The 25,294-nt window shown below is 62.1% G+C and carries 19 protein-coding genes; 7 read left to right on the top strand and 12 right to left on the bottom strand.

Translation table 11 applies throughout. From position 1 onward, the window contains the following. Positions 1–6: 6 nt before the first annotated feature. From N430_RS08210 to N430_RS08195, 4 genes are all read right to left on the bottom strand, one after another. Entirely contained in the window at positions 7–963 is a 957-nt protein-coding gene (locus N430_RS08210; protein WP_110638989.1) for a glycosyltransferase family 2 protein, read from the bottom strand. Next, positions 956–1,573 (bottom strand): acyltransferase, encoded by a 618-nt coding sequence (locus N430_RS08205; RefSeq protein ID WP_110638988.1) that lies wholly within the window; start codon positions 1,571–1,573, stop codon positions 956–958. The genes N430_RS08210 and N430_RS08205 overlap by 8 nt, the downstream gene beginning before the upstream one ends. A gap of 121 nt (positions 1,574–1,694) precedes the next feature. Further along, the gene (locus tag N430_RS08200; protein WP_110638987.1) at positions 1,695–3,161 is read right to left on the bottom strand and encodes an FAD-dependent oxidoreductase; all 1,467 of its coding nucleotides are present in this window, start codon (positions 3,159–3,161) and stop codon (positions 1,695–1,697) included. Beyond that, the gene (locus tag N430_RS08195) at positions 3,158–3,298 is read right to left on the bottom strand and encodes a hypothetical protein (protein WP_256592113.1); all 141 of its coding nucleotides are present in this window, start codon (positions 3,296–3,298) and stop codon (positions 3,158–3,160) included. Before N430_RS08195 ends, N430_RS08200 begins: the two co-directional genes overlap by 4 nt. Positions 3,299–3,657: 359 nt before the next feature. On the opposite strand from N430_RS08195, the gene N430_RS08190 reads away from it, so the two are divergent. The 3 genes from N430_RS08190 (at position 3,658) to galE (ending at position 8,827) form a co-directional block, all read left to right on the top strand. Then, a complete protein-coding gene (locus tag N430_RS08190) occupies positions 3,658–5,184 on the top strand; it encodes an O-antigen ligase family protein (RefSeq protein ID WP_110638985.1) in 1,527 nt (508 codons plus the stop codon). A 4-nt stretch (positions 5,185–5,188) separates the two neighbouring features. Beyond that, on the top strand, positions 5,189–7,789 hold the full coding sequence (locus N430_RS08185) for a cellulase family glycosylhydrolase (protein ID WP_110638984.1): 2,601 nt from the start codon (positions 5,189–5,191) through the stop codon (positions 7,787–7,789). A 75-nt stretch (positions 7,790–7,864) separates the two neighbouring features. Continuing rightward, positions 7,865–8,827 (top strand): UDP-glucose 4-epimerase GalE, encoded by a 963-nt coding sequence (galE, locus tag N430_RS08180; RefSeq protein ID WP_110638983.1) that lies wholly within the window; start codon positions 7,865–7,867, stop codon positions 8,825–8,827. A 42-nt stretch (positions 8,828–8,869) separates the two neighbouring features. On the opposite strand, the gene N430_RS08175 is transcribed toward galE, so the two are convergent. The 7 genes from N430_RS08175 to N430_RS08150 form a co-directional block, all read right to left on the bottom strand. Continuing rightward, positions 8,870–9,676: a CpsD/CapB family tyrosine-protein kinase gene (locus N430_RS08175; RefSeq protein ID WP_110638982.1), complete on the bottom strand. Its 807-nt coding sequence runs from the start codon at positions 9,674–9,676 to the stop codon at positions 8,870–8,872. 11 nt (positions 9,677–9,687) lie between these two features. Next, a complete protein-coding gene (locus N430_RS08170) occupies positions 9,688–11,253 on the bottom strand; it encodes a Wzz/FepE/Etk N-terminal domain-containing protein (protein ID WP_110638981.1) in 1,566 nt (521 codons plus the stop codon). A 20-nt stretch (positions 11,254–11,273) separates the two neighbouring features. Further along, positions 11,274–12,392, bottom strand: coding sequence for a hypothetical protein (locus N430_RS08165; protein WP_165837342.1), 1,119 nt, complete (start codon positions 12,390–12,392; stop codon positions 11,274–11,276). A 25-nt stretch (positions 12,393–12,417) separates the two neighbouring features. Continuing rightward, the gene (locus N430_RS08160) at positions 12,418–12,960 is read right to left on the bottom strand and encodes a polysaccharide biosynthesis/export family protein (RefSeq protein WP_103447169.1); all 543 of its coding nucleotides are present in this window, start codon (positions 12,958–12,960) and stop codon (positions 12,418–12,420) included. Between the two features lie 288 nt (positions 12,961–13,248). Continuing rightward, a complete protein-coding gene (eppA, locus tag N430_RS29425; RefSeq protein ID WP_165837341.1) occupies positions 13,249–13,425 on the bottom strand; it encodes an EPS-associated small membrane protein EppA in 177 nt (58 codons plus the stop codon). Positions 13,426–13,660: 235 nt separating this feature from the next. Then, positions 13,661–14,779 carry a glycosyltransferase family 61 protein gene (locus N430_RS08155; protein ID WP_110638980.1) on the bottom strand — a complete coding sequence of 373 codons (1,119 nt, stop codon included), beginning with the start codon at positions 14,777–14,779 and terminating at the stop codon, positions 13,661–13,663. Positions 14,780–14,853: 74 nt separating this feature from the next. After that, positions 14,854–16,008 (bottom strand): hypothetical protein, encoded by a 1,155-nt coding sequence (locus tag N430_RS08150; RefSeq protein ID WP_110638979.1) that lies wholly within the window; start codon positions 16,006–16,008, stop codon positions 14,854–14,856. 344 nt (positions 16,009–16,352) lie between these two features. On the opposite strand from N430_RS08150, the gene N430_RS08145 reads away from it, so the two are divergent. Beyond that, a complete protein-coding gene (locus N430_RS08145) occupies positions 16,353–19,958 on the top strand; it encodes a dermonecrotic toxin domain-containing protein (protein WP_110638978.1) in 3,606 nt (1,201 codons plus the stop codon). A gap of 12 nt (positions 19,959–19,970) precedes the next feature. Here N430_RS08145 and N430_RS08140 read toward each other — a convergent pair whose 3' ends face one another. After that, positions 19,971–21,572 carry a bifunctional diguanylate cyclase/phosphodiesterase gene (locus N430_RS08140; protein ID WP_110638977.1) on the bottom strand — a complete coding sequence of 534 codons (1,602 nt, stop codon included), beginning with the start codon at positions 21,570–21,572 and terminating at the stop codon, positions 19,971–19,973. Between the two features lie 138 nt (positions 21,573–21,710). Between N430_RS08140 and N430_RS08135 the strand changes: the two genes are divergently transcribed. The 3 genes from N430_RS08135 to N430_RS08125 all read left to right on the top strand — a co-directional run bounded on the left by N430_RS08135 (position 21,711) and on the right by N430_RS08125 (position 25,160). Continuing rightward, positions 21,711–23,330: an NADP-dependent glyceraldehyde-3-phosphate dehydrogenase gene (locus tag N430_RS08135; RefSeq protein WP_110638976.1), complete on the top strand. Its 1,620-nt coding sequence runs from the start codon at positions 21,711–21,713 to the stop codon at positions 23,328–23,330. Between the two features lie 111 nt (positions 23,331–23,441). Beyond that, a complete protein-coding gene (locus N430_RS08130; RefSeq protein WP_110638975.1) occupies positions 23,442–23,909 on the top strand; it encodes a VOC family protein in 468 nt (155 codons plus the stop codon). 63 nt (positions 23,910–23,972) lie between these two features. Next, on the top strand, positions 23,973–25,160 hold the full coding sequence (locus tag N430_RS08125; protein WP_110638974.1) for a hypothetical protein: 1,188 nt from the start codon (positions 23,973–23,975) through the stop codon (positions 25,158–25,160). Positions 25,161–25,294 lie beyond the last annotated feature (134 nt).

The raw sequence follows: 25,294 nt of genomic DNA, 5'->3' as shown, positions 1-25,294 counted from the left end.
TTTCACCTACCGTGTGGGTTGGCTGGCAAACTGGGTCTTGAACAACAGTGACCAGGTGGCGCGGGTATGCCGCCAGTACGACTTGATCGCGGCCAGGCCACGGCCTTTGAGCAATGCCTTGAGCGCCAGCACCAGGTCGCCCAGGCTCACCAGCAGCATGTGCAAGGCCAGCCCCGCCGCGCCGTGATGCTTGCGGAAATACAGCAGTTCGCTCTCGATCTGGTAGCCAGATATCTGCCGGCTCGCCGCTTCAAGCTCGGCCACCGACTTGGAGCTTTCGCCACCGATGTGCACCACGGTGGTGTCGGGGAAGTACACCACTTTCCAGCCGGCCGCCTTCACCCGCTTGCAATGGTCCACCTCCTCGTAATAAAGGAAGTAGCGCGGGTCGAACAGCCCCACCTGGTCGAGCACTTCACGGCGCACCAGGTAGAAGCAACCGGGCAGCCAGTCGCACTCACGCACCGAGGCGTGGTCCCAGTCCATTTCATCGACCATTTTCAGCCCCGGGAAGAAACGCCCGAGCCCGGTACGCCCGACGAATACGTTCAAAGGGGTCGGGAAATACCGGCAGCTCGGCTGCAGGTCGCCATCCCGGCCCACCAGGCGCACGCCAAGAATGCCGCACTCCGGGTGCGCCTCCATGTAGTCGACGGTTTTCTGCAGGCTGTCCTCAGCCACAAAGGCATCGGTGTTCAGCAGCAGCGCGTACTTGCCTTGCAGGTGCGCCACCAGCTGATTATTAGCGCGGCCAAAACCGACGTTGAGCTTGTTGCTCAGCAACAGCGCTTCAGGGCAGACCTTGCCCAGGCGCTCCACCGAGTCGTCAACCGAGGCATTGTCCACCACCAGGTAGCTGGCCAACGCCTCACCGCCGGCGGCGCGCAGTGCATCGAACATCGGCTGCAGCAACGCCGCGGTGTTGAAGTTGACCACCATCACATCGACAGGCTTCTTATCCATTGCTGCCGTCCCCGAAGAAATAGCGACGCCTGTGCATCGCCAAGGTTGACTCCAGCGACGGGTCGAAAGAGCCTTTGCGTTGCTTGATCAGGTCTATCCAGGGGTAGGCGTTGCAACGCTCTTCAACCCGCTTGATCAGGTCTTCAGTGGTGCAGATGAACTTGGCCGGGTTGCCGCCGACCACGGTCCCCGGAGGCACGTCCTTGGTCACCACGGCACCGGCAGCCACCACCGAATCAGGCCCGATGGTCACCCGTGGCATGACGATGGCGCCATGGCCGACAAAGCTGTTGTCCTTGACGTCGATGACACCCACCGAGTCCAGTTTCGTGCCATAGCAGAGCTCGATCAGCGCCACCACGCCGTCGTGGCCGATCAGCGTGCAGTCGGACAAGCCGACATTGTTGCCGATGCGCACCAGCGCCGGGTCGGTGACGTTGCAGCCGACATTCATGTGAAAGTTCTGGCCCACGGAATAGAACTTGCCCCATCGGTACTGGAATTCGCCCCACTGCCTCGGTGTCGGTTTGCAAAGTTTCAGGTAGGCCGTGACGCCTTTCCCGGTCGAGTTGGCATAATTCGCCACTGCATTGCGTATCCATCCAAACATATGGCAAGCCTCGCAAATCAAGCGATCCTGGACTGTCCCTGAGGCAAGCAAGGTCTCGTTCTTGTAGGTGCTGACCCTGTTGCACTCAACCCTTTCACACCGCTACTTCAGTTCTGCCGGTTCAGGCCGCCGCTCCCTTTGTGCTGTTCATCTTCTCGTTGAGGTGGTCGGCCAGCCTCAAGGCAAACTGCAGCAGTGGCATGGTCGGGTTCGAGGCGCCGCCGGTGGCGAACACACTGCTGCCGGCGACATAGAGGTTTTCGGTGCCGAACACCTTGCAGTTGGTATCGACCACCCCGTCCTTCGCGGCAGCCGCCATCCGCGTGGTGCCCATGTGATGAGCATGCGGCGACAGCATCAGCGGCAGGCTGGTGTCGTAGACGTAATCGCTGAGCTTGATGAAACCCAGGCCCATTTCAGCGAACTGCTTGGCCAGTTCGTTGCCGATGCACTTGATGGTGTGCCGGTCTTCGGCGCTCAATACCCAGTTGACATTGACCTTGGCCACGCCCAGTTCGTCCTTTTCATCCAGCAGCGAGATACGGCTCTGAACATTGGGGAACTGCTCGATCAGGGTGGTGATCACGCCATCGCCCGGGCAGCTGAACTTGGCCACGAACTCGATCTTGCTGGCCACGCCCATTTCACAGGCCAGGTTTTCCAGGAAGTGCTTCACTTCCGCCGTGCGGCCGTAGGTCCGCACATCTTCCAGCACCGACGCCAGTACATTGCCCTTGCCGGCGTGGTATTCGGCGACGAAGGCATCGGTGGTGAAGTATTGACGCGGCTCGGTGTCCTCCCCGCTGCGCAGGATGAACTTGCCCATGTCGATATTCAGGTGCTCCATGAAGCACCGACCGACCAGGCCGTCCTTGCGGACGATGCCCGCGTCCGCCAACGACTGGCTGTTGAGCAGCTGCCTGGCGTTTTCAATGGCGCCCATGGCCAGGATGTAGTTGCGCGCGGTGACCGGCTGACGCTTGCCGTCGTAATCGGACACCTGAATAGCGTGCAAATGGCCGCTGGCCTGATCGAACAGGAGGTCAACGCAGTTGCAGTTGATGAACACATCCAGCCCCGGCGTTTCGTCGAGTGCCGCGGCGTATTTCTGCGCAAACCGTGTTGGCGGGCTGAGCAGGAAACGGTCGGCATCGAAATCGCCACCTTTCAGGCCCGGGTTCACGGCGCGAAACTCCGCGCCCTGGGGCAGATCGACGATCTCCATGGCACCCGGCAGATAGCGCTCGATTTCAGCGTAGGGGATCGGCCAACCGGGCATGTCGACGGGCGGAGGCACGGCAAAATCAGATTCGGTGAACGGCCGGCAACGCCCCATCCAGTGATTGGAGGTGCCACCCAGGTAACGCAGGCGGGCTTCCCCGGGATACAGCTCGAGGCCGGTGGAGGTGCACTTGTACAGCGCCTGCGAGCGCGGCGTGTATTCGCGCCCGCCACCTTCGAGCAACGCCACGCGCCACCCCGCAGCCGCCAGTCGCAAGGCCAGGGTGATCCCCGCGGGGCCTGCACCGATGATGCAGAAGTCGTAAGCGCTACGCAGGGTCTTGTCGGTGTCGTAGTCCTTGATCATGAGCGTCCGTCCTGGAAGTACCCCACCGGCAACACCCAGCCATTGATGATGACGAAGCCGCCCTTTGGCTCTGGTTTGCGCGCCGCATTGGCGTTGGCATTGACGCAGCCACCGAACACGGCTGCCCCGGCACTCAACAAGACACAATTACGTAGAAAGCCTCTCCGCCCCAGCAACGGAGTACAAAACTGCAGCTTCCCCATGATCCCAGCCCCATACCGTTGATTTTCTTATGCCCCGCTCTCTACCGCGGGCCTTGTCGGGCGACCATCAGGGTCAATCGAAAAAGCGCGTCGACAGAGAGGCACTGAGTGCCCCTATCGCAATCATAGGCATAACCTGCGTCACGCGCCTGTGCTGGATTTTTCGCATCGCCACAACTTCAATCGACTGCATGACTTCAATCTCTGACCGAATGGCTAGAACTCACTATAGTTTCATTTAGCCACGATGCTAGCCTCCATCCAGTCCACCGAGGGATAGGTGCCTACAACCCATGCCTGAACATTTAAGAGCCCTGGTCGTCATTGTGATTGTGGCCAGTGTGGTTTTCTTCATGGCCCGGCGTCCGGCAACGGACCTGATCCCCCTGGCGGATTTCAAGCGACGCCGTAACCTGTGGTTTGTGCTGACCCTGGCGGCATTTTTCGCCCACAGCTTCTGGCTGTATGCCGGCGCGGCCACGGTGATCTTGCTGGTTGCCCAGCGCCGCGAGCACAACCCGCTGGCGCTGTTTTTCATGTTGCTGTTCCTGATCCCGCCCGCGATGACCGAAATACCCGGTTTTGGCGTGATCAACTACCTGTTCGACATCAACCACCAACGCGTCCTGACCCTGTGCGTACTGCTGCCGGCGGCAATGGTGCTGCGCAAGCAAAGCGACAGCATTCGCTTCGGCCGCCTGCTGCCCGACAAACTGCTGCTGGCCAGCCTGGTGCTGACCAGCGCACTGGCGCTGCGCGAAACCACTGTCACCGACACGCTGCGCCAGGTGCTGAGCCTGTACATCGATGTGTTTCTGCCCTATTACGTGGCCAGCCGTGGATTGCGCGAACTCAGTGACTTCAAGGACGCCATGCTGGCGTTCGTCATCGTTGGCTTTCTCCTGGCGCTGCTCGGGGTCGCCGAGTACGTACGCAACTGGCTGCTGTACAACGCCCTGCTCGATGCCCTGGGCCTGCAATGGGACATGAAGGCCTACCTGAGCCGTGGTGGTTCATTGCGTGCCAGTGTCACCACCGGCCAGGCCATCGTCCTCGGCTACGTGATGGCCGTGGCCATCGGCTTGTTCCTGTTCGTGCAGCACTTCGTGCAACGGCCTGTGCACCGCTACCTGGGCGCCCTGCTGCTGGCCGCCGGGCTGTTTGCCCCGCTCTCGCGTGGCCCATGGATTGGCGCCGGGGTAATCGTGGTGGTGTTCATCGCGCTGGGCAGGCGCGCCGTGTCGCGCCTGGCGTTGCTGGCCCTGGCCGGGGTGCTGAGCATACCGCTGCTGAGCGTCATGCCCGGTGGCGACAAGATACTCGACCTGCTGCCCTTCATCGGCAAGGTGGACACAGAGAACATCACCTACCGCCAACGCCTGCTCGACAATTCGTGGATCGTCATCCAGCGCAACCCGCTGTTCGGCTCCTTCGACTACCGCAGCACCCCGGAAATGCAATCGATGATCCAGGGCGAAGGCATCATCGACATCGTCAACACCTACGTCGGCCTGGCCTTGCGCATCGGCCTGGTGGGGCTTGGGCTGTTCCTGGGCTTTTTCGCCTGCATCCTGCTGGGTATCCACCGGGCCATGCGCGCGATCAGCGACAACGCTGACCCGTACCGCCTGCTGGGGCGGGTGTTGCTGGCAACCTTGCTGGGGATCCTGGTCACCATTTTCACCGTCAGCAGCATCACGGTCATCCCGATCGTGTACTGGTCGATTGCCGGGCTCAGCGTCGCCTACATCCAGATGATGCGCAGGCAAGCCGCGACAGAGACCAGCCAGGTGACCACCATCAGCCTTCAACCGAGGTAGATCGATGCCCAGCCTTGCCCTGTGTACATGGACCCGCACATCGCTACTGGTCGGCCTGCTGGCATTGCCAGTGGGCGCCTGGGCATCCGATTGGGTCGTGCGTGTCGACGAACAGAACGGCCTGCCCACGCTGACCCACGGGGGTGGCCCGGCCTTCGTGCCCAGCTTCGACTTCTGGGGCGCGAACTGGGGCTGGACCGGGTTCTATCCGACGCTCAAGGTCGACGGCCCCTACCGCTACACGCTGACCGGCAGCAACAAGGACCTGGACTTCGACCTCAAGGCCGACATCCACAAGCCCCAGGCACAAACCCTGACCTGGGACTTCGACCTGCAGGCGCACAGCAGGCAGAGCGATGTGATGGGCGGCGGTATCGTCTGGCGCTTTGACCCCACGCTGATTGCCGGGGAAATGGGCGACCCGGTGCTGTTACCCGAAAATCGCGGCTGGGCCTGGGGCAAGAACCCCCAAGGGCCACACGTCGAAATGCGCTTCGACCCACCGTTGGCCAAGGTGTATTTCGAGCGCGGCAACACCGACCAGGTGCGCACCTTCTTCTACACCGACCCGATCAAGCCCGGGCAACAGCAGATCAAGGCACAGCTGAGCGTGACCGGGGATATCACCATCGGCCAGACCGCCACGGAACGCTTTGGCATGACCGACCCCACGACGTGGCCGGATGACCAGCTCGACTGGCGCACTTCACCGGTTGACCTGTCCTTCCTCAATGCGCCGGAAAAACCGGCCGGCAAGCGCGGCTTCGTCAAGGCCGATGGCGAGCAGCTGGTGTTTGCCGACGGCACCCCGGTGCGTTTCTGGGGTACCAACCTGTCAGCCTATTCGCTGTTCCGTACGCCCGACGAGGAAATCAGGGCACAGGCCAAGCGCCTGTCGGCCCTGGGCTTCAACCTCGTGCGCCTGCACCACCACGACTCCCCCTGGGTGTCCCCCAACATCTTCGGTGACTTGCAGAAGATCAAGGACACCCAGCAGCTCAGCGACGAGTCGCTGAAGAAGATCGACCTGTGGATCAAGAGCCTCAAGGACGAAGGCATCTACGTCTGGCTCGACCTGCATGTATCGCGGCCAGTCACGGCAGCTGACAACATCTACGGTTTCGACGAGCTGCCCAAGGACCATGGCGTCGCTGGCCTGAAGGGCTACCTGTTCGTCAACGTCACCCTGCAGCAGGCCTTGAAGCGCTTTGCCGAGCAGTACCTGACCCACGTCAACAGCTACACCGGGCTCGCCTACAAGGACGACCCGGCGATTGCCGCCGTGCTGATCACCAACGAGAACGACGTCACCCACCACTTCGGCAATGCACTGCTGCCCGACAAGGACGTCCCCAAGCACAGCCGGCTGTACATGGACCAGGCCAAGGCCTTCGCCCAGCGCCACGACCTGCCGGCGGACAAGACCTGGCGCGCCTGGGAGCATGGCCCGTCGAAGCTGTTCCTCAACGACCTGGAGCAGCGTTTCTACGCCGACATGATCGGCTACCTGCGCACGCTCGGGGTCAAGGTGCCGATCGCCACCACCAGCACCTGGGGCCTCAATGGCCTGTCCTCGTTGCCTGCATTGACGGCGGGTGACGTGGTCGACGCCCACAGCTACGGCGGCCTCGGCCAGCTGGAGAAGAACCCGCTGAGCAGCGACGGCATGATCAACTGGCTGGGCGCAGCGCAGGTGGTGGGCAAGCCGATGACCGTCACCGAGTGGAACGCCGAACCCTTCCCCCTGCCCGACCGCCACACGCTGCCGCTTTACGTGGCCGGCACGGGCAGCCACCAGGGTTGGGACGCGATCATGCAGTACGCCTACAGCCAGCAGGCGTTCTTCGAACAATGGCGCCGAGCCGACAACTGGAACGCCTACAACGACCCGGGGCTGATCGCCACCCTCCCCGCGGCCGCCCTGCTCTACCGGCGCCAGGACGTGCACCCGGCCAAGACCCGATACGTCTTCGCGCCCACGGCAGCGACCCTGTTCAATCAGGACATTTCTCCAGCCAACTCGGTGCTGCTGCGCACCGCCATGGAGAAAGGCCGCCTGCAGATCGCCATGCCGCAAACCCCAGAGTTACCGTGGTTGCAGGCCAGTGCGATGCCCAAAGACGCACAGCTGCTGAAAGACCCTGGGCAGTCACTGATCGATGCCAATGCCAGCGAAGCCGTAAGCGACAGCGGCGAGCTGCGCCACAACTGGCAGCAGGGCCTCTACACCATCGATACGCCCATGACCCAGGCGGCGAGCGGCTGGCTGGGTGGCCAGTCGCTCAGCGTGGGTGACATCCAGGTCCAGCTGAAAACCGGCTATGCCAGTGTCGTGGTGCAGAGCCTGGACAACAAGCCGCTTGCCCAGTCGCGCAGCCTGCTCATTTCGCTTGGCAGCCGCGCCATCCCCAGGCCCGAGGACGTCACGCCGTTCCATGTCGAACCACTCGAGGGCAGCCTGAGCATCAAGGCGCCGGCGGGCCTCAAACTGTACAGCCGCAACAGCGACGGCAAGGAAAATGCCCTGCCGGCGACCTACAAGGATGGGCGCTACCTGATCACATTCGATGGCCAGCACATGGCCAACTGGCTGTTCTTGAAATAGGGCATATCGCCATCTACAGTCATTGAAGCCCTGTATTCCAGGCATTCGACGCTACGTCTGTTCCAGGAGGATTGGATGAAGTACTTGGTTGTCGGTGGTGCAGGTTATATCGGTTCACACATGGTCAAGCACCTGCTGCGTGCCGGCCATGAGGTGGTGGTTGCAGACCTTCAGGCGCCGGCGCCCGGCATCGAGTGGGACTGCCTGGACATCGCCGACGGCCACGCGCTGGATGCCCTGTTCAGCGACTATCACTTCGATGCCGTGTTCCATTTCGCCTCGTTCATCCAGGTCGGCGAGTCGGTGGCGGACCCCGACAAGTACTACCAGAACAACGTCTGCGCGACCCTGAGCCTGTTGGAGGCGATGGTACGGGCAGGCATCAAGCGGCTGATTTTCTCCTCCAGTGCCGCCGTGTACGGCGACCCTCAGTATGTGCCGATCGACGAGCAACACCCCAAGGTGCCGATCAACCCCTACGGGCGCACCAAATGGATGGTGGAACAGATGCTCGAAGATTTCGACCGGGCCTATGGCCTGCGTTCGGTGAGCTTGCGTTACTTCAACGCGGCCGGTGCTGACCCGGACGGCGAACTGGGCGAATGCCACGAGCCGGAAACCCACCTGATTCCACTGATCCTGCAGGCGGCCTCCGGGCGTCGCGAGGCCGTGACCGTGTTCGGCCATGACTACGACACCCCGGATGGCACTTGCATCCGTGACTATATCCACGTTGCCGACCTCGCCTCGGCGCACGCGCTGGCCGTGGAATACCTGCTGGCCGACGGCGCGACCACGGCGTTCAACCTGGGCAATGGACTAGGGTTTTCGGTGCAGGAAGTGATCGATACTGCACGGACGGTGACCGGGCGGCAGATCAATGTAAATGAAGCGCCACGCCGCGCTGGCGACCCGCCCCGGCTGGTGGCCGATGCTGAAAAAGCCAGGTCGGTGTTGGGCTGGCAGCCCGTGCACACTTCACTGGATGAGATCGTCAGCCATGCGTGGGCGTGGGAGAAGAAGTATCCCTGGAAGTGACAGCCAGCCCCCTCGCGCCGGCTCGACGCGAAGGGGGCCGCCTCAGTAGTAAGTCCGCAGCTGCTCATCCGCCTTGTTCAACACCGCCCCCACCAGGTTCGATGAGGCCAGGTGATACAGGCAATCCTCGATGTCCTTCTTGCTGTTCATGCCGTTGGCCACCACCAGCAGCACGCAGTCGAACTTCGGCAGCACGGTGATCGCGTCGTCCGAACTCAGCAGCGGCGGCAAGTCGAAGATGCAGATGCGCGAGTCATAGCGGTCGCGCAGGTCGGTGATCAGGTTGTTGACCTTGGCTGACGACAGCACCTCGGTAGACATCGGTACCGGCTCTCGCGTCGGCAGCACGACAAAGCGTGGCAGCGTCGGGTTGACCAGCGCCTCTTCGAGCCAGGCCTTGCCGTTGAGCACGTCGTTCAGCGCCTTCTCCATCGGCAAGCCGAGGCTGCTGCCAACCCGTGGACGGCGCAGGTCGAAGTCCACCAGCAAGGCGGTCTTGTTGGTGTGGTGGGCGATGCTCATGGCCAGGTTGACCGCCAGCACCGTCTTGCCCGCCTCCGGGGTTGGCGAGGTGATCGCCAGCGTGCGCCAGCCATTGTCCTCCATCGCCTGCAGCACCTGGGTGCGCAGCAGGTCGATCGCCCCGCTCATGTTCGAGTTCTTGTTGAAGGACACGATCCGGTTACGCTCCAAGTGCTCCGCATTCAGCGGCACCACCTTGGTCTGCACGTAATCGAACTGCCCGAGTTCCCCTGGCTTCTGCATGACCGAGGGCACTTGAGCCGTCTCGGAGGTGGCAGGCGAAACCTGGTGAATGTTCTTACCAATAGCCGGCGTACTTCTGTCCATCGCTGCGCTCCCTATTCAAACCGAGCCATAGCTTTGAAAAGCAGGAGGTCCAAAGGCATGTAAAAAATATGGACGCCCACCAACAGGATAGCAACCAGCAGCAATCCGGCACCGATCATCATCGACATCAGCCGCTTGCGCCTGGCTTTGTCTGCCTTGGTCGAGATATACGGCACCGCCACCAGCACGCGCCGACCCAGCACGCTTTCCAGGGCACCAACACCGCGTACGCGCTGATTGAGCATTTCCAGCAGCATCACCAGGCCACCGCCAGCGGCCGGGGCCAGTACCAGGCCAAGGGCGACGATTTTCTTGCGGTTGGGTTTGACCGGTTTTTCCGGCATCAGCGGTGGCTCCAGCAGCACGAAGCGCTCGGCCTTGTTTTCCTGCTCGAGGCTTTCGGTAATCTTCGCGCCCATCTGCTTGTTGCGTATCTCTTCGTATTTCTTGCGTGCGTTGTCATGGTCACGCAGCAGCGTCACCAGGCCGCGCTCGACTTGCGGCGCCTCGAGGATGTCGGCCTCGTAGCCTTCCATCTTGGTGGTCAGCTGGCGCTTCTGATCGGCCAGCGAGGCGATGCGCGACTGCGCAGCAGCCATCTTGGTCCGTACGCGCGCGGCGTCGAGGTTGCCGCCGGCTACTGCGGCAATGCCCTGGTTACCCGAAGCCTTGAGCGCGTCGATCTTGCGCTTGATTGCCACCACGTCCGGATGCGCTTCGGTGTATTTGGTCAGCAGTCGGGCGTATTCAGCCTTCAACCCAGGCAGATCCTGAGGGTCTGGAGCAACGGCCCTGCCATTGGCCGCCTGGGTCGGCACGCCGGAGTTGGCCGCCGCCAGTTCCAGCTCCAGATAACGCAGTTCTTCCTGCGCAGCCTTGTAGTCACGGTCCACTTCACGGAACTCCAGTTCCGAGCGCGACAACATGCTCATGCGTAGCTGCTGGTTTTCAGGCAAGGCATTGGAATGCGCCTGCTTGAAGTCCGCCAGCTTGTTTTCCAGGTCGGCCAGCTCGGCACCGAGCTTGTCAGCTTCCTGGGAGAGGAATTCGGTGGTTTCGGTGGCGCGTTCGGTGCGCTGCTTCATGTTCTCGTTGAGGAACAGCGACACCAGCTCGTCAGCCACTTCCTTGGCCACGTCCGCGCGTTTGTCCTCATAGGATACGGTGAAGGCCACGGTGGCCTCGCCGCGCCCCTTGACGTACGTGCTGAGCGTGGCGACCACGATCGCACTGCGCATCTGCTCGATCTTGTCGGTTTCGCTGAAACGGCTGCCGCGGTCAGCGAACAGGTTGTACTTCTCGATGATCCGCGCCAGGTTCTCGCGGGTCATCACCCGCTGGCGGATGACCTCGATACGCTCATCGGCAAAGGTGTTGTTGCCGGCCGAGACCAGGTCCGGGGAGATCTGCTGCGACTCCACCAGAATGGTCCCGGTCGACTGATAGATTGGCGGCACACTGATCGCCACCCCGATGGTAGCGGCCACCACGACCACTATGACGATCGCCAGCAGCAAGGCACGGTCCTTGATGATGGCGACGTAATCTTTGATAGAAAGCTCGTACTCAGATTTCATAGTGGCCACCAATCCGAAATTCAGATGTCGGGGTATCTATACGTCAGCGTCAAACCAGCGATGGTAGCGTCGGCATTGGGCAGGCCACTTTGCTGGCGCTCCTTGTACAGCAACGAAAAACGCAGGTCCCAGGCCGGCGAAAACGCGCGGCTGGCCCAGACGCTGTAGGTCTGTGTGGTGTTGGGGTTCTGCCCTTTGCTGTCCTGCCACCAGGCGTCTGCGCCGACCCGGGTGGTTTCTGTCAGCAGGTAGCTCCAGCTGCCACGCACCATGTCCATTTCGGCCGCGCCGCCCTGGGCGTTGGACATCGTGGTGCGGTCGGCACTGAAGCTGGCCTCGTGACGCGAACCGCGGTAGGTCAGCGATGCGCCGCCTTCACCACGGCGCTGAGTACCGGCACCGTTGGTCTGGTTGACGCCAACATGCATGGCGCCGACCAGGCTGTCGGAGAACTGATACTTCAAACCGATGCTGGGGACATAGCTGTTGGTGGCGATGGCCGTGCTGTTGCTGTCTGGCTCGTAACGCCGGGCTTCGAAGCTGGTGATGATGTCGGTGCGCTCGCTCCAGGCATACGTCCAGTCGAAGTCGTTGGCGTACTCGTCGTAACCGATCAGCGTACTGATGTCGTAGCTGGCATGGGAGTATCGAAGTTCGTTGGACAGGGTGCTGCGCTCGGTCACCGCGCTGCTCCAGTTGCCCGAGAGCCTGGACATCTTCTGGGTGCCGTCGGTGGTAACTACCACACCGGTATCCTGCACCGCAACGGACAGCGTCGAGCTCTCGTCGTATTGCGCCAGCAGGCCAAAGCCGCCGCTCTCGGTCTCGCGCTGCCAGCCGAGGCTCAGGTTCGGGTCTTCACGGTCATCCATCACCGAGCGGTCGGATGAGCGCAGCACATGCATGCCCACGCCCATGCGCAACTGATCGCGATCGAACTGACCTACCAGGGTGTAATCAGGCGCAATGATCGTACGCGTCACACCTTTCTCCTTGGACGTCAGGAGCAATGGGTTGCTGTCGTACTCGACAGTCGTGGGAACCTCGACTGAAGACTGCCAGCTGGCGGCATCAACCACCCCAGAGAACGGCATCATCATGATTGCCGTTACAACACTCGTCGTTTTATTGATAGGCACAAGTCGTTCTTAATTATTAGGAGAGTCAGGGTACGACCAGCGTATCGCCAGCCTGAAGTTGGAAGTTGGTGGACATGTCACGCCCAGAAACCAGATCCTTGTAACGCACCGGCATGACCTTTTGGCCGCGGATGACCTTGATGGCGCTTTCGTCGGCGAATTTGTCCATTCCACCCGACATGCTCAGGGCCTGAAGCACCGCCGTAGGGCCTGCCATCGGCACCGGGCCGGGCTTGATCACTTTGCCTTGAACATACACCAGATTGCCAGCGGTGCTGGTGACGACCACGCTGACATTCGGCTGGGCCAGGTAAGGCTTCAGCGCAGTCTCGATTTTTTTCGCCACGGCGGTGGCTTCGAGGCCGGCAACATCCACGCGACCCGCCAGCGGGAAGGTGATACTGCCATCGGGAAGGACCACGGTTTCCTGACGCAGGGTGTCTTCCTGCCAGACCGAGATCATGACCTTGTCACCGGGGCTTAACAGGTAAGTGGAGGAAGTGTCGGCGGCGGCGGTGCCAGACCAGACCACCAGGGCGCAGAGAACGGACATCAGCAAACGTACCATGAGGGATCCCTCCGGCCAGTCGGCCCAGGTTAAGAGCACTGAATGAGTACAACGACGAACCTCTCGCTCCGCTTCGCAGCCTGTTTGCTGCGACGGCCTCACCCATCCTGGAGGCCCTTTACCGCGATGCCGCCCTGCCTGCCTTTTTTGCCGCCGTTTGCGCCGAGGGCGCCGGCTACTGGAATATAGCAACAGCTGTAAAATAGACAAGCATCGGCCCCTGCGAAAAAACGTAAACACCCACGTTTTAGCGTCAACGCATTGGCATCGTGATAAAAAATAGAAAACTTAGATCTTCTTTCTGTTGGCCACTGCAATGAAACCAATCACTGCGGCTGCGAACAACCAGCCCGCCGTGGACAGCGGAACAATGGTATTTTCGGACAAGTAAGAATCCGCCGCTCGTGCTGCACCAGTCAATAAAATCAACAAGAAGAAAGACTTGATGAGCAGAGTCGAGCGCATATTCGCCACCTTCTAAAAGGAACGTTGTTATTAATTTGGCGGAAGACTGGATCGCTGTTGATGTGAGCTTATGGGCACAATGACATTACGTCAATGATCCGACACCATAATAAATCTCAATGGGACAGGGCTGGCTTCGTCAAAATGCCGTCAGCATGAATTTGCTGGGCTCGACGCCCTGCCAGGACTGCATCGTGGTGCAATGCCTGGCAGGGAATTGCCGACCAATCGGGGATCAGTAAGGGAACAGATCCAGCGTTCGCTCCACTTCATCGATATCGATGGTGAAGCCCTCTCCTTGCGGCGTGCCGACCACGAAACCGAAGTGCTGATGGTCGCGATCGGTCAGGTATTTGTAATAGCTCACGAAGCGGTTCGGCGGCTGTAGCGCCAGTATCGAGCCACCGGGCTGCAAGACATTGACGCCATGCACCAGCTGGCTACCTTCAACGCCAATCACCGTTCGCGCCCCCGCACAGGCGGCGACGATACCCGGCACATCGCTCTTCATCGGGTCGATGATGCGAAAGCCGCGGTATTTCTGCAGGTGCGAAGCGACTTCAAGCTCATTGCGCATCAGGCGCAGGTCGCCGTCGCTGCCACGCAGTATGAACACCCCCGGGTGCGGCGACGGGTCGACATGCGACAACAACTTGTCACCCATGGCACGGTAGCGCGAATACCGGTTGCGGTTGTTGCTGAGGTCGTCGAACAGCACCAGTTCACGAAAGAACGCGCCACGCGTGCGCAGTGGCTGCATGCCCAGCCAGCGTTCATACGCCGGCCCTTGGCTGAACAGCGGGTAGCGCGCCGAGGGTGCGGTGGTCACCGGCACGCCTTCTTCGCAGGCCAGGGCGTAGGTCGGGCAGTCTTCCATCAACCAGGTACCGAACCAGGTATTGCCATTCTGGGTGCAGTAGATGGCCCCACGATCGATTTCGTGATCCACCGTGACGCCGGGAAACCGACTCGGCTTCAACGACAACCAGTGGCTGGCATTGCCCTTGTACAACGCACCGTCGATCAGCCAGACGTCCTTCAGCAGGTAGCCCCGTGTCGGCCCCTGTTCGATCGTGATCCCGCCTTCCATGGTCCGCGCAGGATGCACATACGGATAGAAGCGCTTGGCCTCCCAGCCCGTTACCCGCTCCAGCTGGTTGGGCAAGTAGAATGCCGGTGGCGATACCGTTGTTTCACCGGGTGCGATATCCCAGACCTTCTCAGCGACACGCTTGATATCGATATCAGCCTTGCGTGCCAGGCGCTTGCGCGCGATGTGCTGGTAGGCCGCCAGGGTCCAGGTGCTCTGGCTGGCAACCGAAGAGCCACTGAAGTTCGAAATACCGCTGCCCATGAAACGCCCCTCCCGAAGTGACAGGTGTCTGGTCTGAGGCAAGGCATGCACTCCCGGCATGCCTTGAAGTCGGTTCAGCTGGAAACGACGACCCGTTCCATCATGGGCGGGGACTGTAGCGTGGCGTAACGGCTGCGCAGGGTTTGCAGGAATGACTCGCCACTGCTCCCCGCGCCATAGAGGTAGATCTTGTGCAGGCCACCAAACACCATCTCGTGATAACGGCTGGCGACCTCATCATCACTGGGCCCTTCCGGCAGGCCCAGGTGAAGCGTCAATTTGTTGCCCTCGACGGCGAACAGCGGCGTGTCCCAAAGGAACTGCGCCGTCCCCGTGCGGGGCAAGCGGACGAACAGGTAGGCATGGTTGCCCAATTCATCGATATCACCGCCACGCCGGCGCTTCCACTTCAACAGGCCGTCGTCCGGCCGCGCCAGGCACATGCCGATATCGTAATAGTCATAGCCGTTGGCCAACGCCCACTCGAGGGCCATGAACGTGGTGATCGAGTTGACCTCGCGCAGCTTTTTCGGGTCAGAGAACACCGCTTCGCAATAGCCGAAACGCAGGGTGCTCCAATAGCGTTTGCCGTCCCGGGTGATCTCGCAGCCCAGGTGGCAGCCGATAACCTCATCGCCACAGGTGATCAGGTCCAGGCGCCCCACCCCTTTTGCCAGACGAAACACTTCGTCGGTTGGAAACTGCGCCGCATGAATACCCTGCCGGGCACTGGCATAGGGCCGCAACAGCTGTTGATCGGCCATGGCAATCTCGTCATCGGCCAGCGTCTGGCGCATCTGGTAGAGCGGGCGGTTCTTGCGAATACTGCGGCGCAGTTCACTGTCGTAGCGGGCGGTGATGTCATCGAGCGAGCGGCCCAAGGGCACCACGGCGCTCAGGTAGTGGGGTACCGTCAACGCGCCGGAAGTCGGCATCTCGCTCACCACCACCACATGCCGGGGCTCGGTCGGAGCAGCCTCATCGGCCGCGTCGGCCGGTTGCTGCCCCTTGCCGCCAATCAGCAGCTTGGCCATCTCGCGCTGCTGCTTCCTGCCGATGTAGAGGATTTCGTATGGGCTGGCCTGCTGCAGCCGGAAACGCGAGATTTCCCAGCGCCAGAAGCAGGTACGGGCCAGCAGCTCGCGTAACTTGCTTGAAACGGTTCGGATCTCATAGCGCATGGAAGGCGAGATCACTTTTCGCGCCACAGCCGCCAAGTTCTCTTTCATGTCTTCTTCGACGTCCTTTGATGTTGTCAACGGGGCTGATCGGAAAACAATAGAGCGGAGCTTGAAAGCCTGCATAACGCGTTGATTTATAAAGTATCAACTTCGGATGCTGCCTTCACATTCAGTAACAATTTAAGATGCAGGAACGCAGCTTGGCAAGCGGCATTTTGACAGCATTGCAGCGTAATTAATGGCGTCAAATTTTCACGCACAGGGCTCCTTGAAATATTGCTTTCGCTATATATCAAACGTATTTCAACGTATTGAAAGTTGCGCTACTCCACTACCGCCGCATGCGCTTGTAAATTCCGCTTGATGGCCCCTTTCAACGAAGGAGCCTCGATATGACCAACCACGCCAGCGCCTTGTCCCAGGAACAACTGATCACAGCGCAACTGCCCGCATGGACCCACCATGCCTCACCCTTGCACTGGCAAGCCTTGCATCAAAGCCAGCGCCTCGATGCATTCGACCAGGATTGGTACAACAATGCCGCGCCTGACCTGCGAGAAACCGTACAGGCCAGCCACACTCGCCTGCTGCGCTCACAAGCCAGGCTGGCACGCTCGCTCAAGGGGCTGAAGCAGATCACCGAGTTTGCCGAACCGAAACTGCAGGCACGCCTGGCCGAACTCGGCTTCACGGCACCGCTGCGCGGCAGCGAGTTGCTGCGTGTCGAACGCAACTGGAGCTGGAGCGTAGCCCGCTTCCTGTACCGTCATCGTCGTGACAATCTGCTGCAGGCCGCCTTGCAGAACTTTGCCGATGATGAGTCCTTCACCGCCGAGAGCGCCATCGCCCTCAGCGACGCAATCCAGGTGACGCCCATCACGGTGCACGGCCGGGTAGTGACTGGCCCGCAGACACCGACCGCGCTGATAGCGCTGGCGTCGGAGCAGTATCAGGTCAAGCGCCTCGCACTCACGCCTGAGGCATTTGCGCAATGCTGTCGCCAACTCGACCTGGGTGGGGCCTACCAGGCCCACCTGCAGGAATGCTTCGCTGCGCCTCAGGTGCGCGCGAAGGCCATTGCCGTGCAACAGGACCGCCTGCGCCTGGCAGCGGACCTGGCCTATTTACGCCACGAACTGAACGGCACGGCACGCGATCAGGTCGACCGACTCCTGCAGAACGGCACCGTACCGTGTTGGCAACTGGCCCTGTTCGGCATCGTGCTGCACGAAGTGATGCTGATCGATGCCGGTAACAGCAACTGGTTGCTGCACTTGCCCGGCAACACCCCCGCCCTGCACGCCTGCACCGGCCTGGACGCCGTCAATCAAGTGCTGGCACCCCTGCTGCGGCAGCCAGAAAACCGTCAGCGCTTCCTGGCCTACCTGAGCCAGGCCGACCAGCCACGCTTCCTCGACTTACTCGACCAGAACCTGGGCAACGCCGACCCGGTCGACCTGCACCCTACCCTCCAGGCCATCACCGGCGAGCCCTTCGGCGTCTATCAGGACCTGTACCTGGCGCGCCTGAAAAGTGAAGCCGAACAGCTTGCAGTGCCGACTGCCGTTGCCGACACCCAGGCCCGCGCCAAGCGCCTCGAAGAGTGGGAAAACCTTGGCCTGGACGTACTCAACATCGCCGGCTTCTTCATCCCGGCAGTGGGTACCCTGATGCTGGCTGTCACCGCCTGCCAGTTACTGGGTGAAGCCTACGAGGGCTATGAAGACTGGCTCGAAGGCGACCGCCACCTGGCCTTGCAGCACCTGGAAACCGTCGGCTTGAACCTGGCCTTGATTGGCGGCCTGGCAACGGCCGGTCAGATCGTGCCAAAGCTGATCAAAAGCCCTCTGCTGGAGCGCCTGCAGGAAGTTCGCTGCAGCGATGGCCATTATCGTCTCTGGCAGCCGGACCTTGAAGCCTACCGCAGTCCGCGGACACTGCCAGAAGGGCTGCAACCCAATGCGCAAGGCCAGTACCTGCATGAAGGCAGTCATTACCTGCGCATGGATGGCCAACTTTACCAACACCGTTTCGACCCCGACATCCAGCAATGGCGGATCGTCCACCCCGACGCAGCCGACGCTTACCAACCACCGCTGGAGCATAACGGTCACGGCGCGTGGCGCGCTGCCCATGAGCAGCCACAGGCGTGGCCATTCGCGGTGCTGGCAAGACGGCTGGGCGAAGCCTACGCGGCCTATACCCCAGAGCAACTGGAACTGGCTGGGCGCATCTGCGGTGTCGACGCGGCCCGCTTGCGCCAGGTGCACCTCGAAGGTCAGCCGGCGCCGGCGCTGATGCTCGACACTTTGAAACGGATTGCGACAGGTACACGGGTCGAGCCGCTCCAGGGCGAAGCCGCGCAAGCGTTTGTGCAGCAGCACCGCGAATGGCCGCTGGTACGTGCGCTGGAAGAACTGATGGTGCCCTTGCAGGGTACAACCGACAGTGAACGGCTGTTGTTCAGCTGCCTCGACGACCTGCGCGAATGGCCTACCGATCTGCGCCTTGAACTGCGCGCCGGCAGCCCACAAGGCCCGCTGCTCGACAGCAGCGGTCACCACCTGGCCAGCCGGATCTGCCGCGTCATCAAGTCCACCGAGGGTTATGAGGCAGACCTGGGCGAACGCCCCACCTCGGCGCCCCAGGATCTGGACCTGTGCCGGGCAATCGAACAGGCACTGCCAAGCGCCTGGCGCAAGACCCTGGGTTTTTCGACCACTGATGGCAATACCCTGCGTGAGCGCGTGCTGGCCTGGACCGAACCCCGTCGCCGCGAACTGCTTCAGCGCCTCTGGGGCACGGGCGCACAGCGTCGGGTAGGCCGCGCAGGGCTGCAAGGTGGTCGCGAAGCAGTCCCCAGCGGCCCCTATCTGCAAGCCCCGCTGGCAACGCGCTATCGCCGGCTCTACCCCACGTCGACCGATCAGGAGTTCGTCCGTGCCACGGACGACTGGCAACGCCAGGGGCGCGCCCCTACGCTGGAGATGCGTACCCTCGAGCAGCGCCTGGAGGCGCTGCGCCGTGACCTCGGCGAGTGGGCACGCCCCGACCCGCAATACCCGCACCGTCGTCAGGAGGCCATCGCCCCCATCATCAATGCCTGGCGACGCTTGTCCCGCCTGCCAATGGGCCAAAATGTCGTGGTCTACAGCCTGGACCTTTCACGCCTTGACCTGGAAGACCGCGACCTGGCCAGCCTGGCCCTGCCTGACGATTTCACCCACATCGAACATGTGTCGCTCAAAGGCAATCGCAACCTGAGCCAGTTACCCGCCGAGTTCTACGAACGCTTCCCCAGGCTCAAGCGCTTGCTCCTGAGTGATTGCCGCTTCAATCACTTGCCTCGCCTGGCCAATCCCCAGTCGCTGGCATGGCTGGACCTTGACCACAATCGCATCACCTGGGATGACCACACCCAGCAGACGCTCGATCAATGTCCCAATCTGGGTGTATTGGACCTGGGTGGCAACCCACTGCTGCGCGCGCCTGACCTGAGCCGGATGTCGCGCCTGTTCACGTTGTTTCTCGACAACTGTGCACTGACCGAATTACCACGCGGGCTGGAAAGCATCGCCAGTACGCCCGTGACCATCGACCTGGCGGGTAATCAATTGCAGCAGCTGCCTGCCAATTTCCATGTGCCCCAACCGGTCGCCCAGGCGATGCGCCTTGAGAGCCAATGGCTCAGCCCACGCATGCTGGATGAAGTCGAGGCCTACAACGCGGCGCACGATGTCGATCTGTTGGTGGACAACAGCGACTATGATGATTTTTTCCAGAATACTGGCCCCGCTGAACAGGCACTCTGGCAACGTCTACCGCTGCAGTATCGACGCGACCTCAGGCCGCTGCTCGACCTTGAACCTTTCACGTCACGCCCAAGACGCGCCCACGCAGAGTTCTGGCGCCGCCTGGCCGTGATTGACCAGAACCTGCCGCTACGCCAGCAGGCACTGGAGCACCCGGCACATGAACTGTTCGACCTCGCACTGTAAAGCGCCCGGCCACTAACGCGGCATTCGCGCCCTGAGCGGGTTGCGCGCCACCCAACTCTGCAACTCGGCGGCCGGCATCGGCCGCCCCAGCAGGTAACCCTGGCCCTGGTCACACCCGGCATTGCGCAAAAAGTCATACTGCTGCTGGGTCTCGATCCCTTCGGCCGTGATGCGATAACCCAGGGCATGCCCCAGGTCGATGATCGCCCGGGCGATGGCCACCGCATCATCGTCATCCGGCAAGTCCTTGATGAATGCCCGGTCGATCTTCAGGTGGTCGATCGGCAAGGCGCGCAGGTAAGCCAGCGACGAATAACCGGTGCCGAAGTCGTCCACCGCCGTGGCCACGCCCATGGCTTGCAGCTGGGCCAGGGCCGCGCACGCCTGTTGCTGGCTTTCCATCAGCAGGCTCTCGGTAATCTCTACTTCCAGCAGGTTGGGGGCCAGCCCATGGCGTTCCAGGGCAATGGCCAGGCTCGAGACATAGTCGCTGCGCTCGATCTGCAACGCCGCCACGTTGACCGCCAGGGGGCCTGGCAGGCAATCGGCGGCGCGCCAGGCGGCCATCTGTGCACAGGCAAGATCCAGTACGCGCTCGCCCAAGGGAATGATCAGGCCGGAACGTTCGGCCAGCGGGATGAACTCGCCAGGCGGAATCAGGCCATGTTCCGGATCGCGCCAACGCAGCAAGGCCTCGACCCCTTCCAGCTGGCCGCTGAACAGGTCGACCTTCGGCTGGTACCACAATTCGAACTCGTTATCCTGCAACGCCCGGCGCAAGTTGCGCTCCAGCTCCAGGCGCTGGTGCAGGCGTGCCGTCATGTCCGGGTGATAGGGGCGCCAGGCGTTGCGGCCACCCTCCTTGGCCGCGTACATGGCCGTGTCGGCGTGGCGTAACAGGCTGCCGACGTCTTCGCCGTGTTGCGGGCACCAGGCCAGGCCGATACTGCCGGTCACCAGTGCGGCATTGCCATTGAGGTCGAACGGCCGCTGCAGGCAGCGCAGCAGCTCCCGTAACTGGTGGCTGACCTGGCCCTGGGTGCCCTGCAGCATGAACACGAATTCATCGCCGCCCAGCCGGCATACCCGGTCGCTGGTGTCGAGTTCCTGAAGAAAGCGCGCGGTCGCCTGCTGCAGCAACAAGTCGCCCATGGCGTGGCCGAGGCTGTCGTTGACCTGCTTGAAACCGTCGATATCCAGCAGCAGCACGGCCAGGCCATGGCCTTCGGCAGTGGCTTCGGCCAACTGCTGCTGGAACAGCACCCGGTTCGGCAAACCGGTGATGGTGTCGTAGTGCGCCAGGCGTTCCAGCTGCGCCTGCGAGCGCTGCAATTCACGGTTGCGCTGTTGCAGCTGACGTTGCTTGCGGTTGATCTGCGCGATGAACAGGCTGAGCAGGCCGCTGCAGGTCAGGGCGAACCAGAACAGCGGCGAATGGAACAGGTTCGTGTCCTGCTGGCTTTGCTGGCGCTGGATGTCCACGTGACCAAGCGCCATGGACACGCCGATACCGGCCAGGGAAACGCCGACCGGCATCAAGCGGCGAAGGGCGCGACGCAGCGTGCCAGTAGTCGGTGTCTGTTCGTGGGTCATCGGGGAATTGGACGGGGTCATAAGCCTGCAGACGTGGTCGATTGCCCCTGTATCGGCGCGGAGCGCGCAATATTGAGCCAGACTGGTGTTTTTCTTGCCCAGGGTGCATGCTCGCAGCTGAAGCGTTTCACCCGTCCAGACACGTGAGGTGCAGTACCCATGGAACATCTGCTCGATTCGCTGTTTCCCGCCGCTGGCGACATTCCCGAGAACTGGCGCCTGGGCGCACCGCTGGAACAACGCGACTACCTGGTGAACGGTGAACTCAGGCGCTGGGACGGGCCACTGGCCACGGTACGCAGCCCGGTCTGGCTGAAGGAAGCGGACGGCGAGCGCCAGGTGGTGCTCGGCAGCGCGCCACTGCTCGACGCCGACACCGCCCTCACCGCCCTGGACGCGGCGGTAAACGCCTATGACAAAGGCCGTGGCGCCTGGCCGAACATGCGCGTGGCCGAACGGATCCAGCACGTGGAAACTTTCCTCGCACGCATGCGCGAGCAGCGCACCGCCGTGGTCAAGCTGCTGATGTGGGAAATCGGCAAGAACCTCAAGGATTCAGAAAAGGAATTCGACCGCACCTGCGACTACATCGTCGACACCATCAACGCCCTCAAGGACCTCGACCGTCGCTCCAGCCGCTTCGAACTCGAACAAGGCACCCTCGGCCAGATCCGCCGTGCGCCGCTGGGCGTGGCGCTGTGCATGGGCCCCTACAACTACCCGCTCAACGAAACCTTCACCACGCTGATCCCGGCGCTGATCATGGGCAACACCGTGGTGTTCAAGCCGGCCAAGTTCGGCGTGCTGCTGATCCGCCCGCTGCTCGAAGCGTTCCGCGACAGCTTCCCGCCAGGGGTGATCAACGTCATCTACGGCCGTGGCCGTGAAACGGTCAGCGCGCTGATGGCCAGTGGCAAGGTCGATGTGTTCGCCTTCATCGGCACCCACAAGGCCGCCAGCGACCTCAAGAAGCTTCACCCGCGGCCGCACCGGCTGCGTGCGGCCCTGGGCCTGGATGCCAAGAACCCCGGCATCGTCCTGCCCCAGGTGGACCTGGACAACGCCGTGGAAGAGGCCATTACCGGCGCGCTGTCGTTCAATGGCCAACGCTGCACGGCGCTGAAGATCCTGTTCGTCCACGAGGATGTGGTCGAACCCTTCCTCGACAAGTTCCAGCGCAAGCTCGCCGCGCTCAAGCCGGGCATGCCCTGGGCGCCAGGCGTTGCACTGACACCGCTGCCGGAACAGGGCAAGGTCGATTACCTCGACCAGCTGGTGGCCGATGCCACGGCCAAGGGCGCACGGGTGCTCAATGAAGGGGGTGGGCAGAGCCGCGGCTCGTTCTTCTACCCCGCCCTGCTCTACCCGGTGACTCGCGACATGCGCGTGTACCACGAGGAGCAGTTCGGCCCGGTGGTGCCGGTGGTGCCTTACCGCGACCTGCAGACCGTGATCGACTACGTGCTCGACTCCGACTATGGCCAGCAGCTGAGCCTGTTCGGCAACGACCCGGCCACTGTCGGCCACCTGGTCGACATCTTTGCCAACCAGGTCGGCCGCATCAACCTCAACGCCCAGTGCCAGCGCGGCCCGGACACCTATCCGTTCAACGGCCGCAAAAATAGCGCCGAAGGTACCCTGTCGGTGCACGATGCCTTGCGCGTGTTCTCCATCCGCACCCTGGTCGCGACCCGCTTCCAGGAAGCCAACAAGGAACTGATCAGCGAGATCATCCGTAACCGTCAATCGAGTTTCCTGACCACCGACTACATCTTCTGACCACTGCGCTTATAGGAAATAGATCTAGCAACCCTGTCGATTTTCCATCTGCGCAAACGACTCTAAGGCAACAGGGCGCCAACCGGCGCCCCAAGCAAAGGAGAGTCGAATATGGCAGCCAAACCCATTCCCGATGGCCAGCACAGCATCACCCCGTACCTGGCCATCAACAACGCCGCCAAGGCCATCGAGTTCTACAAGCAGGCCTTTGGCGCCACCGAGATGTTCCGTCTAGAAGGCCCGGACGGCACGGTCGGCCACGCCGAACTGCGCATCGGTGATTCTTCGCTGATGCTCGGCGACCCCTGCGACCGCGAAGGCGGCCTCACCGCCAGCCAGAAACTCGCCGGTGCCGGCGTCGGCCTGCACCTGTATGTCGAAGACTGCGACAAAGTCTACGCCCAGGCCCTGGCGGCCGGCGGCACCCAGTTGCACCCGGTGACGGACCAGTTCTACGGCGACCGCAGCGGCACGCTGAAAGACCCGTTCGGCAACATCTGGTTCGTCTCCACCCACAAGGAAGACCTGACCCCCGACGAAATCCGCGCCCGCGCTGCCAAGATGTTCAGCGGCAGCTGAGCGACGAGTTGAAAGCGCGGCGCGTTTGCTTGAAGCTTGAGGCTCGTAGCTTGGAGCTGCCTCATGCGAATCATCGACAAAACCGCCGCGCAGGTGCGCAGCCTGACCCCGGCCGAAGAGGAACTGCTGGTCGGTTTCGCCACCGGCAGCCTCGCCGGGCCACGCCTGCTGCAGGCCAACCAGCTGCTGATGAAGGTGCGCAGCGCCAACCAGTGGCTGGCCTGCGACTGCCGCAAGGATGCCTTGCCGGTGCTCAATGTCACCCTCAACGGCAGCACCGGCACCCTGTTTCTGAAGAACAACCCGGGCACTGCCGAGCATGCACCCGGTTGCCCGTTCACCAAGGACGAGCGCGAAGCCAGCGAGCGTGAAGACGAGCCGGTAGTGCCTGCCGCCTGGTTGGCACCCGACACTCCGCTGCGCCTGATCGGTGATTACCGCAGTGCCAGCGACGCCGGCCCTGGCGCGGCCGAAGGCAACGATCGCCGCGAACAGCAGCGCCTGTTGTCACTGCTGCTGACCTGGATCGAAACCAGCGGCCTGAACCTCTACGCCACTCACCTCAAGAAAGACCTCACCGGCCAGTTCGCCGAGCTGCGCAGTGTCGCCAGCCGCTACCCGTTGCTCGAACGGGTGCCGGCCAGCAATTACCTGGAAACCCGCCTGGACATGAAGCACATGATGATGCTCAAGTCCCGCCTGCGCGAAGCCACGCTGTTCGGCAACCACCGCCGCCATGGCCTGCTGCTGGACTGTGTTGACCAGATCAAGGGGCGCAAGCTGTTCAACAACCGCAGCGAAGACGGCTTCGATTTCCAGGGGCATCACCTGTACTGGGGTGGCAGCCGGGCGTCGGGGCCGCTGCTGGCGCTGGCCCTGTACTCACCGACCACGGCGGGCAGCCACTTCTATGAACTGATTCATGTGGCCAGCGTGCCGGTGCTGTCGCGCGCGCAGATGTTCCCGGTGTACCGCGACGAAGAGCGCGAGCCACTCAAGGCATTGGTGTCGCTGATCGACTGGATGGCCAGCAAAGGGGTGAAGGTACAGATGCGCCGGCCGGTGATCGGTGGGCAGGTGATGGATGAGCTGGTACTGACCTCGGATCAGGACCGGGTGCTGTCGGTGTCGTTGCTGGAGAAGCCGATCGGGCCGGAGCCCGATGCCGAGAACTTCAAGCGCTATGCGGACTTCAAGAGCCTGGAGACCTTCCGCAAGTATGTGGCAGGGTTCTTCATGCGTGAGCGCTGAAGACTTCAGCACAGCATTGAGCGGATCTTGTGGGAGCGGCCTTGTGTCGCGAAAGGGCCGCAACGCGGCCCCAGGATCTCGGCTCTGATCACAGACTGCCGGGGCTGCTACGCAGCCCTTTCGCGACACAAGGC

The sequence above is a fragment of the Pseudomonas sp. CC120222-01a genome (assembly GCF_003097235.1).
In the GTDB taxonomy this organism is placed as follows: Bacteria; Pseudomonadota; Gammaproteobacteria; order Pseudomonadales; family Pseudomonadaceae; genus Aquipseudomonas.
Note: the sequence above shows the minus strand (reverse complement) of the source record. Positions and strands in the feature narration are given on the sequence as shown.